A 13,589-nucleotide genomic window follows, 5' to 3' on the forward strand; every position below is an offset into this window, starting at 1 on the left:
GGATGTTCCTGTTCGGCTTCCCGATGCTGCCCGGCGCAGCGCCGCCCGAGCGCGTGGCGCAGGCGCTGCGCGAGGCCGCCGCCTCCCATGGGCAAGCGGACCCCGTGCTCATGGTTCTGTTCGAAGGGGACGGGCTGGGGCGCGGGGCGCTGGACGCCGCGCAGGAGGCGGGAGAGCCGCCCGCGGCGCTGATCCCCGAGGCCGCGTATCTCGACCCCGAATGGCTCGCCGCCCGGACCGTGCCGCGCGACCACCCCAGCATCCGCCGCCCGCGCCGCGACATGCGCTTCCGGCCGGCCCCCGAGATCCTCGATGCGGTGGAGGCGGCGGTGGGCGAGGCGCCTGGCGTCGACGCGGCCGCCCTCGCGCCGGTGTTCCACGCGGCGCGGGCGCGGCTGTCGCAGCAAGGCTGACGCCTTTTCTTTCCCGGCGCGCAACCCGGCCATTCCCGCGCTGCGGCGCCGCGGGGGCCCGGGGGCGCTTGCCGCCGGGCCCCCGCCGCGCCATCTTCCCGGCCATGACACGCGCACCCCTTTCCATCGACCTTCTGGCCCGGGCGGTCGCGGGCGATGCGCCTGACCCTGCGTCACCCGTCGCCGCGCCGCGGGCCCAGGACGCGGGCACCTCGGATTACGACCTCAACCCCGACCTGCGTCCCGCCCTCTCGGGCGGGCGGCCCAGGCTGCGCGCCGCCGCGGTGCTCTGCCCGGTGGTGGAGCGGGAGGGCGAGCTGCGCGTCATCCTCACCCGCCGCTCGGACCACCTGAAGGCCCATTCGGGGCAGGTGGCGTTCCCGGGCGGCAAGCTCGACCCCTCGGACCCGTCGCTGGCCCACGCGGCCCTGCGCGAGGCGGAGGAGGAGATCGGCCTGCCCCCCTCGATGGTCCGCCTGCTGGGCGAGATCGACGGGCACGAGACGGGCACGGGCTTCGCCATCACCCCCTTCGTGGGCATCGTCGACCCGGCCTTCGTGCCGCGCCCCGACCCGGGCGAGGTGGCCGAGGTGTTCGAGCCGCCGCTCTCCTTCCTCATGGACCCGGCCAACCGGCGGCGCGACAGCCGAGACTGGCAGGGCAAGCGGCGGTATTTCTACGCCATCCCGTGGGAGGGGCGGTACATCTGGGGCGCCACGGCGCGGATGCTGGTGGGGCTCTCGGACCGTCTTCAGGCGCTGGCCGAGGGCCGCGTCGGCCCCGGCGCGGCGCTGCCGGGCGAGGGGCTGCGGCCCTCGGGCGACCCGATGGGCGTCGCCTCGGCCGAGGCGCGGGTGCTGGACCGCGCCGACATGCCCCCGCGGCGGCCCCGCGGCGGCGCGCCGGACTGACGGGCGCGGGGCGCATCCCGAACGGTTGGATCCCGGTCAGCGAAAGTCGGCCGCTGGGACCTGTCAGGCGCGCTCGGCCCGGTCGGGCACAAGCCGCAGGCGGCGGGCCCGGCGCCTCGGCGCATCGGCGGCGCGCGGCTCGGCGAAGGCGCGCAGCACGGCGGCGGCGTCGGTGCGGCCCGCGCGCAGGGCGAGGGCGGCGGGCGGCAGTCCCTCGGCCCCCGGGGCGCGCAGGTCGGCGCCCGCGGCCTCCAGCGCCAGGATCGCCGCCATGTCGCCGCGCAGCGCCGCGACATGCGCGGCCCGGTTTGCGAATTCCCCGCGCGCGTCGGGGCGCAGAAGCGGCATCCCGAACAGGTCCACCCCGTCCTTCAGACGCTCCAGCGCGTCGACCAGCGCGATTCGGTCCGCGCCGCTGGCCTCGGCCGGTCCGGCCAGGTCCGGGGCGGAGGGGGCGGCGTCGGCCGGGGCGGCGAGGGCGGACAGGGGCAGGGCGGCGGGCATGTCCCCATGATGCGCGCCCGCGGCCCGCAGGTCCAGCGGGATCGACCCGCCCCGCGCCCCGGTTTCCTTTTTGTCGCGCCCCTGCACGCCGCTTTGTCGCGGCCCGGCGCGCGCCGCTGGACGCGGGGGGCGGGGGCGTGCGAAGCCTCTCGGCCATGACCAGAGACCTGCCCGATCCCGCCGCGCCGACGCGCCTTTCGGCCCCCTGGCTGCGCGCCCCCGCGGCGCAGGCCGTGGCCGCCGCCCTCGCCGCCGGGGGCGCGCGCAGCTGGTTCGTGGGCGGCTGCGTGCGCAACGCGCTTCTCGGGGCCGGGGCGACCGATATCGACATGGCCACCGACGCGCGCCCCGAGGACACGATGCGCCTCCTCTCCGCCGCCGGGCTGCGCGCCGTGCCGACGGGGATCGAGCACGGCACCGTCACCGCCGTCCACAAGGGCGTGGGGATCGAGGCGACCACCCTGCGCGCCGACGTCGCCACCGACGGGCGCCGCGCGGTGGTGGCCTTCACCGACGACATCGCCCGGGACGCGGCGCGGCGCGACTTCACCATGAACGCGCTCTATTGCACGCCGGAGGGGGACCTGGTGGACCCGCTGGGCGGGCTGCCGGACCTGCGCGCGCGCCGGGTGCGCTTCATCGGCGACGCGCAGCAGCGGATCCGCGAGGATTTCCTGCGCATCCTGCGCTTCTTCCGCTTCCACGCCTGGTTCGGCGACCCGGGGGGCGGGATCGACCCCGAGGGGCTCGCCGCCTGCGCGGCCGAGGCCGAGGGGATCGAGCGCCTGTCGCGCGAGCGGATCGGGGCCGAGATGAAGAAGCTGCTGGCCGCGCCCGACCCGGCCCCCGCCCTCTGCGCCATGGCCGCCTGCGGGGCGCTGATGCGCGCCGCGCCGGGGCTCGAGGCGCAGGCGATCGCGCCGCTGGTCGCGGCTGAACAGGCGGCGGGCGTCGCGCCCTCCTGGTCCCGGCGGGCGGCGGCGGGGATGGCCGCTGGCCGGGCGGCGACCGGGGCCTTCCCCGACGGCCCCGGCCTGGGGCTGGCCGAGGCCTGGCGGCTGTCGCGGGCCGAGGCGCGGGGTCTTGAGCGCATCGCCGAGTGCCTCTCCGCCGCCGAGCCGCCCGCCATCGCCGCCTGGCGGCACGGGGCGGAGCCGGCCCGGGACGCCGCGCTCATCGCCGCCGCAGGCGCCGGCGCGCTGCTGACCCCCGCCGCCGCCGCGGCGCTGGAGGCCGAGATCGCCCGCGGCGCCGCGGCCGCCTTCCCGGTGACCGCGCGCGACCTGATCGCCCGCGGGGTCGAACCCGGCCCCGCGCTGGGCGCGGCGCTGAACCGGCTGCAGGCGGCCTGGCTCGCCGCGGATTTCGCGCCGGACAAGGCGGCGCTGCTCGCCTCGATCCCCGAGGGCGGCGCCGGGGAGGCGTGATCGCCCCCATCACCGAACTTCATGCCCCGCGGGATTGCCGCGGGCGGGCGCCCCGGCGCATGGTTGCGCCCTGAATTGGGTCAGGGTGGCTGACGCAAGCGCGCGGGGAGGATGGCGCATGACTGCATTGGCCCTGGCCGGAGAGCTCGCCCTCGTCGCGGCGGCCCAGGCCGTCCCCGCCGCGTCCGTCCCCGCCGCGTCCGTCCCCGCCGCGCCCGACCCGCTGGGCGCCGAGACGCTGCTCGCCCTCGCCGCCTTCGCCTTCGCCGGGTCCTGGACCCCGGGGCCGAACAACGCGATGCTCGCCGCCTCGGGGGCGCGTTTCGGCTATCGCGCCACGCTTCCGCACCTGCTCGGGGTCACCATCGGCTTTTGCGTGATGTGCTTCGCCATCGGCCTCGGCCTCGGCGAGGCGTTCCAGCGCAGCGCGATCCTGCGCGAGGGGCTGCGCTGGGCGGGCGCCGCGGCGATGCTCTATATCGCGTGGAAGATCGCCACCGCCCCGGCCCCCGGCTCGGGCCGCGCCCGGGGCCGCCCGCTGAGCTTCCTCGAGGCCGCGGGCTTCCAGTGGATCAACCCCAAGGCCTGGATGATGTGCCTCGGGGTGCTGGCGCAGTTCGCCTCCGGCGCCGCCCCGGTGCAGGAGGCCGCGGCGGCGGCGGCGGTGTTCTTCGTCTCGGGCCTCAGCTCCACCCACGCCTGGACCCTGTTCGGCAAGGCCGCGGGGCGCTGGCTGGGGGACGGGTGGCGGCTCAGGGCCTTCAACCTCGGCATGGCCGGGCTGGTCGCGATGGGCGTCGTCGCGCTGATGACCGAGGATTTCGGGTGATGAACGGGGGCTAGGCGCCCGTCCGCGCATCCAGCGCCGCCACCCGCGCCGCCTCGGCCCGCCACCAGTCGCGGGAGGCGAGGCGGCGGCGCAGCGGCGTGTCGGTCTGGGCGGGCGCGTTTTCAAGGTAGCGCACCGCCTCGTCCCGGCTGGCGCCCTCCAGCCCCAGCACCCAGGCCTCGGCCGCGTCATGGTCGAAGGCGCGGCCCGCATGCTCGGCGAAATTCGGCCGCAGCCCGGTCCAGACCGCCCCCGCGGCGCCGACCGCGCGGGCCCAGTCGGCCACCACGCCCGCGCCCGGCCCCTCCGCCAGCCCGGTGCGCAGGCAGACCTGCCCGATCAGCCCCAGCGGCGCGCGTTCCCGGCGCGCCAGGTCTTCGCGCGCCGCCGCCACATCCCGGCGGGCCGAGCGGATGGCATGGGTCGGGCAGGGCGCGCCCCAGCCCTCGTCGATGCACACCGCCAGCCCCATCAGCCGCTTCGGCGAGATGCGCGAGAATTCGAGCGGCAGCGCCGGGCCGCCGCCCATCCGCCACGCGCCCTCGACATGCGGGGCGAGGTCGTCGAGGTCCCAGATCAGCGAGCCCCAGCCGATGATCGCGATGCGCCCTTCCATGCCGTCCCTCCTCTTGCGCGCGCCCGTCAGACCGGCAGGCCGGCGGCGCGCAGGGCCTCGGCCAGCCCCTCCGGCCCGGTGAAGACATGCCCGCGCCAGCCGCGCGCCTCGGCGGCGGCGATGTTCTCGGGCTTGTCGTCGGCGAAGAACAGCTGCGCGCCCGAGAGGCCCGAACGCTCCTCGAGGATCTCGTAGATCCGCGGCTCGGGCTTGATGACGCCTTCTTCGCCCGAGACCACCACCAGGTCGAAGGCCGCCAGCTCGGGGTGGATCTGCGTGGCTTTCCCGGCCCAGGTGTCGGCGGCGAAATTGGTCAGGCCGAACACCTTCACCCCCGCCTCGCGCAGGGCGGCCATCAGGGTGAAGCTGCCCTCGATCCGCGGGGCGAACATCTCCTCCCACCGCGCGTACCAGGGGTGGACCAGGTGGGCGTCCTCGGGATGCGCCTCGGCCAGCGCGGCGACATTGGGCGCGAGGCGGCCGCGGTCCCCGGCGATGTTCATGGCGGAGAGGTCGACGCGGGCGTGGAAGGCGGCGCGGGCCTCCGGGTCCGGCAGCAGGTCGGCATAGACCCGGCCGGGGTCCCATTCCACCAGCACGTTGCCGACATCGAACACGACCGCTTCGGGCGGGGAAAGGCGGGTCATCTGCGGCTCCTGCGCATGGGAAATGTGGGGGCAGGGTGCCCGCCGCGGCGGCCCCCGGGAACCCCGTGCGGCTGCGGCGCGCGGGCGCGGGCGGGAGGGGCTTCCGCAGGACGGCGCCGGGAGGACTCGACCTTGGTGTTGCGCGCGAACAAAATGGGAACAAAGGGGCGCCCGAGTCGCGCCCCCCCCAGTCGGCCCCATGGTCCCGGAGAAGCCCCGATGTCCCCCGCCCGCGCCCGCCGCATCCTCTCGCTCTGGCTGCCGCGCTTCGCCGCCGACCGGCTGGCGCGGCGCGACCCGGACCCGACCCCTTTCGCCGTGACGGCCGAGATCCGCGGGGTTCCGACGCTGCTCTGCCCCGATGCGCAGGCGGCGGCGGAGGGGCTGGCGCCGGGCATGAGTCTCGGCGACGCGCGCGCCATCCTGCCGGGGCTGCGCAGCCTGCCCTGGCGCCCGGACGAGGAGGCGCGGGCGCGGGCGGGCCTGCTGCGCTGGGCCGGGCGCTGGACGCCCTGGGCGGCGCTGGAGGCGGGGGCTCCTCCGGGCGGGCGCGGCATGGGCGCGGGCGGCGGGCGGCGCGCGGCCGAGGCGGCGCAGGCCGCGGGCCGGGCGCGCCGGGCCGGGCGCCGCGCGGGCGGCGGCGCGGCGGCGCGGGTGGCCGCGGGGGCTTCGGGCGCTTCGGGGGCCGAGGCGGCGGGGCGGGAGGCGGCGCAGATCCCCTCGGGGGACGCGGCGCTGGCGCTCGACATCTCCGGCTGCGCGCACCTGTTCGGGGGCGAAGAGCGGATGGCCCGGCGGATGCTGGAGACGCTGGAGGGCATGGGCCTCTCGGCCCGGATCGGCATCGCCGACACCCGCGGGGCGGCCTGGGGACTGGCGCGTTATGCGGCGGGGGCGGCGGCGGGGGAGGGGATCCGCGCGCCCTCGGGACGGTCCGGCGACGACGTGGCCGCCGACGCCCACGCCACCCGGTCGCGCACCCCGCGGCGGAACCCGCTGGCGCGGGCGGGGGGCGGCGGAGGCGGTGCGGGCGGCGCGGGTGCGGCGCGGATCGGGGCGGGCGCCCCGGCGCCGGGCGCGCAGGCGCGCGGGGCGGAGGCGCGGCGCGGCGGGGCGGGGGGGGACGTCTCCGCTCCCGCCGGGCTGGCCGAGGCCCCGGCCCGCCCCCCCCGGCCCGCGGCCCCCGCGGCGCCGGTCCCGGCCCCGCGCCCGCTCGCCCTCGCCATCGCGCCGCCCGATGCGCCCCGCGCCGCGCTCGCCGCGCTGCCCGTCGCGGCGCTGCGGATCCCGCCCGACACCGCGCAGGCGCTCGCCCGGCTGGGGCTCGGCTGCATCGGCGATCTGTCCTCCATGTCCCGCGCCGCCCTCGCCCGCCGCTTCGGCGCCGACCTGGTGCTGCGCCTCGACCAGGCCATGGGGCTGGCGCCCGAGCCGATCTCCCCCGCCCCCCAGCGCGCGCCCCTCTCGGCCCGCCTGACGCTGCCCGACCCGATCGGCCTCGCCCCCGATATCGCGGCGGCGTTCGAGCGGGTGACGCAGGCGCTCTGCGCCCGCCTGGAAGCGCAGGGCATGGGCGCGCGCCGCCTGCGCGCCGCGATCCGCCGCGCCGATGGCGGCGGGCAGTGGGAGGAGGTCGGCCTCGCCCGCCCCTCGCGCGATCCGGCGGTGATCGGCCGGATCCTGGAACGGGCGCTGGAGCGGCTGGACCCCGGCCATGGCGTCGACGCGGTGCGCCTCGAGGCGGCGCTGGCCGAGCCGCTCGCCGCCCGCCAGCACGCGGGCCATGCCGCGGCGGCGGCCGAGGCGGCGGCGCGGCTCGATCCCGGCGGCGGCGACGGGTTCGCGGAGCTGCTGGGCCGGATCGGCGCGCGCATCGGCCTCGACCGGCTGACCCGGTTCCACGCGGCCGAGAGCCATTTGCCCGAGAAGACCGCCCTCGTGGTCCCCGCGGCGTGGTCCGAGCCGCAGCCCCCCGGCTGGCCCGCCCCCCCCGCGCCGCGCCCGCCGCTGCTGTGGCGGCCCGAGCCCGCGGCGGTGCTGGCGCCCGGCCGCCCGCCCGCGGTCTTCCGCTGGCGGCGGGCCGATCACGTCTGCGCCTTCGCCGAAGGCCCGGAGCGAATCGCGCCCGAATGGTGGCTGGACGACCCCGAATGGCGCTCGGGCCCGCGCGATTACTGGCGGGTGGAGACGGCCGAGGGCCGCCGCCTGTGGCTGTTCGAGGCGCTGGGGGGCGAGATGGCGGGCGGCTGGTTCGTGCACGGCCCGCTGGCCTGAAGGGGGCGGGGGGGCGCCCCCCGCCTCGGGTCACCCGAAGATCGGGTCTTCGAAAAAGGCCCCCGGGGGCTGGAAGCCGAAGATCGGGTCTTCGAACACGGGCAGGACCTTCTTGCCGAAAATGGGGTCCTCGAACGCCTCGCCCGGAGGTTCGAACCCGAAGATCGGGTCCTCGAACACCGGCAGCACCTTCTTGCCGAAGATCGGGTCCTCGAAGGCGTCGCCCGGCGGCTGGAAGCCGAAAATGGGGTCTTCGAACACCGGCAGGCTGTCGGGGCCGGCGGCGGGGATCTTGAACACGAACGCGTCGATGGAACCAGGCATGGGCGAACCCTCCCTCAAAATTCATGAAACCCGGAAATGGGTATTTGGATACTGATAACCCTGCCATGAACTCCGAATGAGGCGTTCAGTCAGCGTGCAGGCGGCGCGGCGGCGAAATCGGGGCGGAACGGCGCCGGGCGGGGGACGGGTTCCGCGCCAGGGGCCGTCCTCGATTCCGTATTCGGCGGCGATGGAGAGGAACATCTCGGCCGGTTCGGGGGAGGGGTCGCAGCCGGTCCCGCGATGCAGGCGGCGCCCGGCCTCGAAGCTCGACGGCCGCTCCCCCGAGAGCGGCGCCCGCCCGGGCGTCGGGCCGGCCGAGCGCGCCCGCCTGCCCATCGCCGTCGCCCCGCGGCCCCGATGCGTCGCCCCTCGCCTTGACCCCGCGCGCATCCCACGGCATGCCGTTGCGCGCAATCCAACCGCGCGGAGCCCGCCCATGCTGTCCGATCTCGTCATCCCCGCCGCCGCCGAAGGCCTTTCGGACCGCATCCAGGCCGCGCTCGACGCCAAGACCAAGCCGCAGGGCTCGCTCGGCGCCATCGAGGCCGCCGCGCTGCGCATGGCGCTGGCGCAGGATGATGAGAGGCCGTCCGCCGATCCCGCGCGGCTGCTGCTCTTCGCCGGGGACCACGGGATCGTGGCCGAGGGCGTGTCGGCCTGGCCCTCGGAGGTCACCGCGCAGATGGTGATGAACTTCCTCGCCGGCGGCGCCGCGTCCACCGTCTTCGCCCGCACCAACGGGGTGGAGGTCGTGGTGGCCGATGCGGGCGTCGCCTCGGACCTGCCCGAGGACCCGGCGCTGCGCCGCGCGAACATCGCGAAGGGCACGAAGAACAGCGCGCAGGAAGACGCGATGAGCGCCGAGCAGCTCTCCGCCGCCCTGCGCTTCGGCGCGGACCTTGCGGCCGAGGCCGCCGATGCGGGCGTGCGCACGATCCTGCTGGGCGAGATGGGGATCGGCAACTCCGCCGCCGCCGCGCTCGTGGCCCACACCATCGAGGGGATCGATCTCGGCCCCCTCACCGGCCCCGGCGCGGGCCTCGACGCCCCCGGCGTGGACCGCAAGCGCGAGATCCTGGCGCGCGCCGCCGCCCGCCGCCTGCCGGACGGGGGCAAGCTGGCCCCGCTCGACGCCCTCGCGGCCTATGGCGGCTACGAGATCGCTTCCATGGCGGGCGCGGTGATCGGCGGCGCCGCCGGGGGCTGCGCGGTGGTGGTGGACGGCTACATCTCCACCGCCGCGGCGCTGGCCGCCCTGCGCGCGCGCCCCGAGGCGGCCGAGCACGTGATCTTCGCCCATCGCAGCCACGAGCCGGGCCACCGCCTGATGCTCGAGGCGCTGGAGGCGCGCCCGCTGCTGGACCTCGACCTTCGGCTGGGCGAGGGCACCGGCGCGCTGCTGGCCCTGCCGCTGCTGCGCGCCGCCTGCGACATGCTGCGCGACATGGCGACGTTTGAAAGCGCGGGCGTCTCGGACAAGGACGCATGAGCGGCGGCGGGGAGGAGCGCGCGCCCGAAGCGGGCGCCGCGCCGGGTCCGGCCGCGGCGGGTCCCGCCGGGTCCGGCCTGCGCGCCCGGGCGGGCGCCGAGGCGGCGCTGGTCGTCGCCGCGGTGCAGTTCCTCACCCGCCTTCCCGCGCCCGACATGGGCTGGTCCGACGACCGCCTGGCCCGCGCGGCCCGGCATTTCCCCACCGCCGGGGCGCTGGTCGGGCTGATCTGCGCCGCCGTCTACTTCCTCGCCTCCTCCGCCTTTCCGCCCGCCGTGGCCGCGGGGCTGGCGCTGGCCGCCTCGATGCTGGCGACGGGGGGGCTGCACGAGGACGGGCTGGCGGATTGCATCGACGGGCTCGGCGGCGGGCGCACGCGCGAGCGGGCGATGGAGATCATGCGCGACAGCCGCATCGGCAGTTACGGCGCCGCGGCGATGCTGGTCTCGGCCTTGCTGCGCTGGGCGGCGCTGGCCTCGCTGGACGCGGCCGCGGGCGCCGCGGCGCTGGTGGTGTGCCACGCGCTGTCCCGGGCCGCGCCGACGGCGGTGCTCGCCGCCTGCCGCAACGCGCGCAGCGGAGACGCCGCCAAGGACATCGCCGGCGGCGTGACGGGGTCCGAGGCGCTGGCCGCGGGGACCATGGCCGCCGCGCTCGCGCTTGGGCTTCTGGGGCCGGAGGCGGCGGTCTTCGCCCTCGCCGCCGCCATCGCGGGGGGCTTCACCATGGCGCTCTGGGCCGTCACGCGGCTCGGCGGCTATACCGGCGACGTGCTGGGCGCGACCGAGCAGGCGACCCACGTCGCGGCCTTGCTGGCGCTCTCGGCGCTGCTGGGAGCGTCCTGATGCGCGACCCCGACGACCATCACATCGCGGCGCTGCGCGCCGCCGCCTCCGGGCCGGGCCTGACCCTGTTCCGGCACCCGAAGATGGACGCGGACGGGGTGGTCTATGGCCGCTCCAACCCGCCCTTCGCCGATGTCGCCGCGCGGCAGATCGAGGACGCCTGCCGCCGCGCTCTGGCGCTGCGCCTGTCGCCGCCCGAGCTGGTCAGCAGCCCGGCCGAGCGGGCGCTGGCGCTGGCCGGGCCGCTCTCCGAGGCGCTGGGCGTCGGGGTGCGGGTGGACCACCGCCTGCACGAGCTGGATTTCGGCGCGTGGGAGGGGACGCGCTGGGACGCGCTCGACCGCGCCGTCAGCGATCCGTGGGCCGCCGATCCGTGGCGGCTGGCCCCGCCGGGGGGCGAGTCCTTCGGCGCGCTGGCCGAGCGGGTCGGCGCGGCGTTGGCCGATGCGGCCGCGGGCGCGGTGCTGGTCTGCCATGCCGGGCCGATCCGGGCGGCGTGGATGCTGCGCCAGGGCCTCGGGATGAAAGATGCGTTCGCGCGCGCGGTGGAGTATGCCGCGCCGACGCCGCTGCCGGCGCGGGAGGCGCGCGGCGGCGGGGCGGACGGGCTCGGGGGGGCGTGACGCCCCCCGCTCGCCCGCCCGCGCCGCGCGGGCGGCGCGGGGCGGGCGAGGATTGCGCGGCGCGCGGCGGCCCGGCGGCTTGCGGCGGCGCGGCATCGGGGCGGGGGCCCCGGCTTGTGAAGAGGGGAGAGGGATCATGGCGCATCTGACGCTGGTCCTGGGCGGCGCGCGCTCGGGCAAGAGCGCGCGCGCGCTGGCGCTGGCCGAGGGGGCGCCGCGGGTGTTCCTGGCCACCGCCGAGGCGCTGGACGACGAGATGGCGGAGCGCATCCGCCTGCACCAGGAGGAGCGCGGCGACGACTGGGCGCTGGTCGAGGCGCCGCTCGACGTCGCGGGCGCGATCCTGCGCGCGGCCCGGCCCGGGGGGGTGGTGCTGCTCGACTGCCTGACGCTCTGGCTGTCGAACCTGATGCATCACGGCCGCGACCTGCGGGCCGAGACCGCGGTGCTGCTGGGCGCGATCGCGGTCGCGCCGGGCCGGGTGGTGGCGGTGTCGAACGAGATCGGCCTCGGCCTGTCGCCGATGGAGGCGCTGTCGCGCGCCTTCCGCGACGCGCAGGGGCGGCTGAACCAGGACGTGGCCGCCGCGGCGGACCGGGTGGAGTTCGTGGCCGCGGGCCTGCCGCTGGTCCTCAAGGACGGCTGAGGGGTCAGGGGCGGCCGGGCGCGCGCCCCGACCCGCGCCCAGGCTTGGCCCCGGGCCCGGCCCCGGGCCCCCGTCCGGCCGAGGACCGGGCGGCGTCCTCGACCCCCGTCCCGTCGCCGAAGCCGCCGCCGTCATGCGAGAGGTCCGCGCCGCGGTCGTGCGCGAGGTCCACGCCGAGGTCGAGGGCGAGATCCCGGTCGAACGCCTCGACCGCCGAGACGCCCGCCGACGGGCCCGCCCGCTCGTCCCCGTGCGGGTCGGCGCCCGAGGCGGCGTCCAGCACCGCGGCGCGGATGGCGTCGAGCCCGTCGGTCAGCGCCGCGGGTCCTGGCGCGAGCAGCAGCGTCGCCGGCGCATCCCAGAGCCGCCCGGCCCGGCCCGCGGGCGTCAGCGCCCAGCCGGGGCGGCCGAACACGGCCCCCGGCCGCGCCCGCCGCCCGCGCCAGCAGGCGATCACCAGCTCGGGGCGCATCGCGGCGACCTCGTCGGGCGACATGATTCGGTCCAGCGCGTCGCGCCGGCGGCGCAGGTGCGCGGCGACGTCCTCGCCCCCCGCGATCTCCACCAGCTCCGACACCCAGGCCGGGCCGGCGATCAGCGGCGAATCCCATTCCTCGACCCATACCCGGGGCCGCCGCGCGGGCGGGCTGGCGCGCATCGCCGCGATCCGCGCCTCGAGCCGCCGGGCCAGCGCCGCGCCCCTCTCGGCCGCGCCGGTCATCGCCCCGAGCATGCGGATCATGGCGAGGATCCCGGCCACGTCGCGCTGGTTGAAGACATGAGTCGCCGCCCCGCAGGGGGCCAGCGCCGCGGCGGCGTCGGCCTGGAGTTCCGACCAGGCGAGGGCGAGGTCGGGGCGCAGATCCGACAGGATTCGCGCCGCATCGGGGGCGAAAACGTCGATCGGGGGCTTTTCCGCCCGAATCCGCGCCGGGCGCTGGGCATAGGAGGTCACGCCGACGATCCGCGCTTCCTCCCCCAGGAGGTAGAGCGTCTCGGCGGTTTCCTCGCTCAGGCACACGATCCGCTCCGGCGGCCAGGCCATCCAGGCGCTCCTCCGGGTTGCGCGTCACAGGCGGGGCCATTCTGGGGGCGATGTCTTGCTGCATCGTGACCGCGGCGCGGACCGGCGCGCCGCCGGGCGGAAAGGCCGCGGAAAGGGGGGCTGGAAAGACGCGCGGATCGTCGCAAGACGGCTGTGCGTCGCAAAGTCCGCTGGACCGGATCGGGGGCGGGCGATATTCCCCCGACCGGGACGGACTCGGCCTTCGGGCCGCGCCGCGTCGTCGCGCATGCTTCCGCGCCCAGCCGGACCCCAGGGATCTTCCCCCGGCCGGACGCGGGAAAATGCACGGCTCGTGCGGCGTCGCGCGTGAAAGCATGCGCGCGTGCCGACGGCGCCTTCGCAAGGGAAGGCGCGAGGGAATTGCCCGGCCCCGCCCGGGCGCAAGGATAGGGGAAACCAAACGTGGCCCACGAAGGAACGGACGTCGAACCGACCCGCCGCGACTTCCTGTACGTCGCCACCGGCGCTGCGGGCGCCGTTGGCGTCGGCGCCGCCGTCTGGCCGCTTGTCGACCAGATGAACCCGAGCGCCGACGTGCTCGCCCTCGCCTCGATCGAGGTGGATGTGGGCGATATGGAAGAAGGCACCCAGCTGACCGTGAAATGGCGCGGCAAGCCGGTGTTCATCCGCAAGCGCACCGCCGAGGAGATCGAGGCGGCCCGCGAGACGCCGCTGTCGGCGCTGCCCGACCAGAACGCGCGCAACGCCAATGACGCCGCCGACGCGTCGGCGGCGGACGAGAACCGGACCCTGGACGCCGACGGCACCTGGCTGGTGATGATGGGCGTCTGCACCCACCTGGGCTGCGTGCCGCTGGGCGACGGCGCGGGCGAGTTCGGCGGGTGGTTCTGCCCCTGCCACGGCTCGCACTACGACACGGCCGGCCGCATCCGCAAGGGTCCGGCGCCCGAGAACCTTCCCGTTCCGACCGCGACCTTCGCGTCGGACACCGTGATCAAGCTGGGCTGAGGA

Annotated in this window: 15 protein-coding genes; 10 read left to right on the forward strand and 5 right to left on the reverse strand. The window is 77.3% G+C overall.

What is annotated here, in order from left to right; genetic code table 11:
* Positions 1 to 2: 2 nt before the first annotated feature.
* Positions 3 to 413, forward strand: a complete 411-nt coding sequence (locus tag ACQ5SO_RS03765) for a hypothetical protein (protein WP_430940241.1) — start codon at positions 3 to 5, stop codon at positions 411 to 413.
* A gap of 104 nt (positions 414 to 517) precedes the next feature.
* A complete protein-coding gene (locus ACQ5SO_RS03770) occupies positions 518 to 1,324 on the forward strand; it encodes a CoA pyrophosphatase (protein WP_430940242.1) in 807 nt (268 codons plus the stop codon).
* A 63-nt stretch (positions 1,325 to 1,387) separates the two neighbouring features.
* Here ACQ5SO_RS03770 and ACQ5SO_RS03775 read toward each other — a convergent pair whose 3' ends face one another.
* A complete protein-coding gene (locus tag ACQ5SO_RS03775; protein WP_430940243.1) occupies positions 1,388 to 1,915 on the reverse strand; it encodes a hypothetical protein in 528 nt (175 codons plus the stop codon).
* Positions 1,916 to 1,983: 68 nt separating this feature from the next.
* Here ACQ5SO_RS03775 and ACQ5SO_RS03780 point away from each other — a divergent pair, with 68 nt between their 5' ends.
* A complete protein-coding gene (locus ACQ5SO_RS03780; RefSeq protein ID WP_430940244.1) occupies positions 1,984 to 3,255 on the forward strand; it encodes a CCA tRNA nucleotidyltransferase in 1,272 nt (423 codons plus the stop codon).
* Positions 3,256 to 3,373: 118 nt separating this feature from the next.
* A complete protein-coding gene (locus tag ACQ5SO_RS03785; RefSeq protein ID WP_430940245.1) occupies positions 3,374 to 4,084 on the forward strand; it encodes a LysE family translocator in 711 nt (236 codons plus the stop codon).
* A 10-nt stretch (positions 4,085 to 4,094) separates the two neighbouring features.
* Here the strand turns inward: ACQ5SO_RS03785 and ACQ5SO_RS03790 are convergent, their stop codons facing one another.
* Together ACQ5SO_RS03790 and ACQ5SO_RS03795 are read right to left on the reverse strand one after the other, a co-directional pair.
* Positions 4,095 to 4,700 carry a hypothetical protein gene (locus ACQ5SO_RS03790; RefSeq protein ID WP_430940246.1) on the reverse strand — a complete coding sequence of 202 codons (606 nt, stop codon included), beginning with the start codon at positions 4,698 to 4,700 and terminating at the stop codon, positions 4,095 to 4,097.
* A gap of 26 nt (positions 4,701 to 4,726) precedes the next feature.
* Positions 4,727 to 5,347: an HAD family hydrolase gene (locus ACQ5SO_RS03795; RefSeq protein ID WP_430940247.1), complete on the reverse strand. Its 621-nt coding sequence runs from the start codon at positions 5,345 to 5,347 to the stop codon at positions 4,727 to 4,729.
* Between the two features lie 219 nt (positions 5,348 to 5,566).
* Here ACQ5SO_RS03795 and ACQ5SO_RS03800 point away from each other — a divergent pair, with 219 nt between their 5' ends.
* Positions 5,567 to 7,621 (forward strand): Y-family DNA polymerase, encoded by a 2,055-nt coding sequence (locus tag ACQ5SO_RS03800; protein ID WP_430940248.1) that lies wholly within the window; start codon positions 5,567 to 5,569, stop codon positions 7,619 to 7,621.
* A gap of 30 nt (positions 7,622 to 7,651) precedes the next feature.
* On the opposite strand, the gene ACQ5SO_RS03805 is transcribed toward ACQ5SO_RS03800, so the two are convergent.
* Entirely contained in the window at positions 7,652 to 7,945 is a 294-nt protein-coding gene (locus tag ACQ5SO_RS03805; RefSeq protein WP_430940249.1) for a hypothetical protein, read from the reverse strand.
* A 439-nt stretch (positions 7,946 to 8,384) separates the two neighbouring features.
* On the opposite strand from ACQ5SO_RS03805, the gene cobT reads away from it, so the two are divergent.
* From cobT to cobU, 4 genes are all read left to right on the forward strand, one after another.
* Complete coding sequence (gene cobT / locus ACQ5SO_RS03810; RefSeq protein ID WP_430940250.1) at positions 8,385 to 9,437, forward strand: nicotinate-nucleotide--dimethylbenzimidazole phosphoribosyltransferase; 1,053 nt, start codon at positions 8,385 to 8,387, stop codon at positions 9,435 to 9,437.
* Positions 9,434 to 10,282: an adenosylcobinamide-GDP ribazoletransferase gene (gene cobS / locus ACQ5SO_RS03815; RefSeq protein ID WP_430940251.1), complete on the forward strand. Its 849-nt coding sequence runs from the start codon at positions 9,434 to 9,436 to the stop codon at positions 10,280 to 10,282. Before cobT ends, cobS begins: the two co-directional genes overlap by 4 nt.
* The gene (locus ACQ5SO_RS03820) at positions 10,282 to 10,905 is read left to right on the forward strand and encodes a histidine phosphatase family protein (RefSeq protein WP_430940252.1); all 624 of its coding nucleotides are present in this window, start codon (positions 10,282 to 10,284) and stop codon (positions 10,903 to 10,905) included. Before cobS ends, ACQ5SO_RS03820 begins: the two co-directional genes overlap by 1 nt.
* 136 nt (positions 10,906 to 11,041) lie before the next feature.
* Positions 11,042 to 11,551 carry a bifunctional adenosylcobinamide kinase/adenosylcobinamide-phosphate guanylyltransferase gene (cobU, locus tag ACQ5SO_RS03825; protein ID WP_430940253.1) on the forward strand — a complete coding sequence of 170 codons (510 nt, stop codon included), beginning with the start codon at positions 11,042 to 11,044 and terminating at the stop codon, positions 11,549 to 11,551.
* A gap of 4 nt (positions 11,552 to 11,555) precedes the next feature.
* On the opposite strand, the gene ACQ5SO_RS03830 is transcribed toward cobU, so the two are convergent.
* Positions 11,556 to 12,596, reverse strand: a complete 1,041-nt coding sequence (locus ACQ5SO_RS03830; protein WP_430940254.1) for an ABC transporter substrate-binding protein — start codon at positions 12,594 to 12,596, stop codon at positions 11,556 to 11,558.
* A gap of 423 nt (positions 12,597 to 13,019) precedes the next feature.
* Here ACQ5SO_RS03830 and petA point away from each other — a divergent pair, with 423 nt between their 5' ends.
* Positions 13,020 to 13,586, forward strand: a complete 567-nt coding sequence (petA, locus tag ACQ5SO_RS03835; RefSeq protein ID WP_430940255.1) for a ubiquinol-cytochrome c reductase iron-sulfur subunit — start codon at positions 13,020 to 13,022, stop codon at positions 13,584 to 13,586.
* Positions 13,587 to 13,589: the final 3 nt, after the last annotated feature.

This window comes from Rhodovulum sp. DZ06, from assembly GCF_050586345.1.
Lineage (GTDB): Bacteria > Pseudomonadota > Alphaproteobacteria > Rhodobacterales > Rhodobacteraceae > JBOCEF01.